At 75.1% G+C, this 2,435-nt stretch carries 2 protein-coding genes; one reads left to right on the top strand and one right to left on the bottom strand.

Annotated elements, in window-relative coordinates:
• The coding region (locus tag ABZ641_RS33175) for a family 10 glycosylhydrolase (RefSeq protein ID WP_359987897.1) at positions 1-1,366 on the top strand (1,366 nt) is incomplete at its 5' end.
• A gap of 39 nt (positions 1,367-1,405) precedes the next feature.
• Here the strand turns inward: ABZ641_RS33175 and ABZ641_RS33170 are convergent.
• The gene (locus tag ABZ641_RS33170; protein ID WP_359987900.1) at positions 1,406-2,428 is read right to left on the bottom strand and encodes an LLM class flavin-dependent oxidoreductase; all 1,023 of its coding nucleotides are present in this window, start codon (positions 2,426-2,428) and stop codon (positions 1,406-1,408) included.
• Positions 2,429-2,435: the final 7 nt, after the last annotated feature.

Here is a 2,435-nt window from a genome sequence, read left to right as displayed (position 1 = left end):
GATGCGGGCCGACTTCACGGCGCTGCTCGACTCGGCGGTGGCGACGGGCTTCAACGCGGTGTTCGTCCAGGTCCGACCGACCGCCGACGCGCTCTGGCCGTCCCGGTTCGAGCCCTGGTCGCAGTGGCTGACGGGCACCCAGGGGCAGGATCCGGGCTGGGACCCGCTGGCCTTCATGATCCGCGCCGCGCACGAGCGCGGCCTCCCCTTCCACGCCTGGTTCAACCCGTTCCGGATCGCGATCCACCCCGATCCGGCCCGGCTGGTGGCCGACCATCCGGCCCGCCGCAACCCCCACTGGGCGGTCGCCTACGACGGCGAGCTGTACTACGACCCGGGGCTCGCCGAAGTCCGGGAGTTCGTCCTGGACGCCGTCATGGACGCCGTCACCCGGTACGAGGTCGACGGTGTGCACATCGACGACTACTTCTACCCCTACCCCGCGCCCGGCGGCCGCGGCTTCCCCGACGACGGGTCCTTCGCCGCCGAGAGCCGCGGGTTCACCGATCGGGCCGCCTGGCGGCGCGACAACATCGACCTGACCGTCCGGCAGCTGCGCGACCGGGTGCGGGCGGCCCGGCCGGACGCCGTGTACGGGATCAGCCCGTTCGGGGTCTGGCGCAACCGGTCCACCGATCCGGCCGGCTCCGCCACGACGGCGCTGCAGGCCTACGACGCGCAGTACTGCGACTCCCGCGGCTGGGTCCGCAAGGGCTGGGTCGACTACATCGCGCCCCAGCTGTACTGGCACATCGGCTTCGAGATCGCCGACTACGCCGTCCTCGCGCGCTGGTGGGCCGCCCAGGTGGCGGACACCGACACCCAGCTGTGGATCGGCCAGTCCGCGTCCCGGCCCGGTGCCCCGGGCCGGCCGGCGCCCTGGCAGGACCCGGCGGAGCTCTCCCGCCACCTCGCGCTCAACGAGGCCGTCGGATCGATCGGCGGCGACGTCTTCTTCAGCGCCCGCACCGCCCGCACCGACCGGATCGGCGCGATCCGCCGGCTCGCGGCCGACCACTGGCCCCGGCCCGCCCTCGTCCCCCTGCTGCCGCGGCTCGCCGGCAGCGCACCGCCCGCGGCGCCCTCGGTACACCCCTCGCCCGACCGGCAGGACCTGCGGATCACCCCGGCTCCGCGCACCGGCCGCCCGCACCCGTTCCTGTTCGCCGTCTACGGGTACGCCGACGACCCGGGTGCGCGTCCGCCGGCCGATCCGGCCCGGCTGGTGGCCCTGCTGCCGGCCCTCACCGTCCGCCGGTACCGGCCGCCGACCGCCGCGACCGGCCCCTGGTACGCCGTCACCTGCGTCGACCGGGCCGGGCGCGAGGGCCCGCCGTCCGCACCCGTGCGGCTGCCGGCGGGCTGAGCCGCCCGCCCGCCCGTGCGGGTCGGTCCGCGGCGGGACTCAGTCCGTGGCGGGACGCCAGCCGAGGGCCGGGCCGAGCACGGTGGCGATGTCGGTCAGGATCTGCACGTAGTCCTCGTGCCCGAAGGTGAAGGGCAGCGCGAAGGCCACCTCGTCGACCTCGCGGAAGGCCGGATGCGCGTGGAGCCGTTCCGCGATCTCCTGCGCGCTGCCGACCAGGTCGGGGGCGAAGAGCAGACGGGCCGGTCCCTGCGGGGCGGCGGTCCGCGGCAGCCGGGCGCGGGCGTACTCCCGGTACCTCGCCCGCTGCGCGGGGGTCGCGCTGTCGGTGGGGATCACCACCAGCCCCTGCGAGACCCGGGCCCGGGCACCGTCGGGGTGGCGCTCGCGGAACGCCCGCACGTGCGAGAGCTGGACGGCACCGAAGTCCTCGCCCTCCTCGGCCTTGACCACGCTGCTGACCAGCAGGTTCATCCCGTTCTCGGCGGCCTGGCGGGCCGACCCCAGACTGCCGGCGCCGTACCACATGCGGTCGGCCAGGCCGGGCGCGTACGGCTGGACCCGGTCCGAGAACGCCTCGATGCCCTCGGTGCCTCGGAAGTCACTGGCGGGCTTGCCGCCGACGAGGTCGAGCAGGCGCCGTACCCGGGCGAACCCGAAGTCCTCCGACTCGGCGGTGTCCGGGTACAGCGCCTCGCGGACCCGCTCGAAGTGCATCGGCGGGCCCACGCTGACACCCGGGTTGAGGCGGCCCCCGGACAGCACGTCCACGGTCGCGAGGTCCTCCGCCAGGCGCAGCGGGTTCTCCCAGCCGAGCGGGATGACCGCGGTGCCGAGCTCGATGCGCCGCGTACGCTGCGTGGCCGCGGCCAGCACGGCCACCGGGGAGGAGATGCCGAACTGGAGGTGCCGGTGGCGCAGCCAGGCGCTGTCGAAGCCCAGCCGTTCGCCGAGTTCGACGAGTTGCAGGGTGGACTCGTGTCCACCCGCCGGGTCGGCCTCGTCGAAGAGGCCGATGGTCAGGAAGCCGAGACTGCGCAGGGGTTCCGAGGGAAGCGGCACCGGGGTC

The organism is Kitasatospora sp. NPDC007106, assembly GCF_040634455.1.
Classification (GTDB): domain Bacteria; phylum Actinomycetota; class Actinomycetes; order Streptomycetales; family Streptomycetaceae; genus Kitasatospora; species Kitasatospora arboriphila.
Note: the sequence above shows the minus strand (reverse complement) of the source record. Positions and strands in the feature narration are given on the sequence as shown.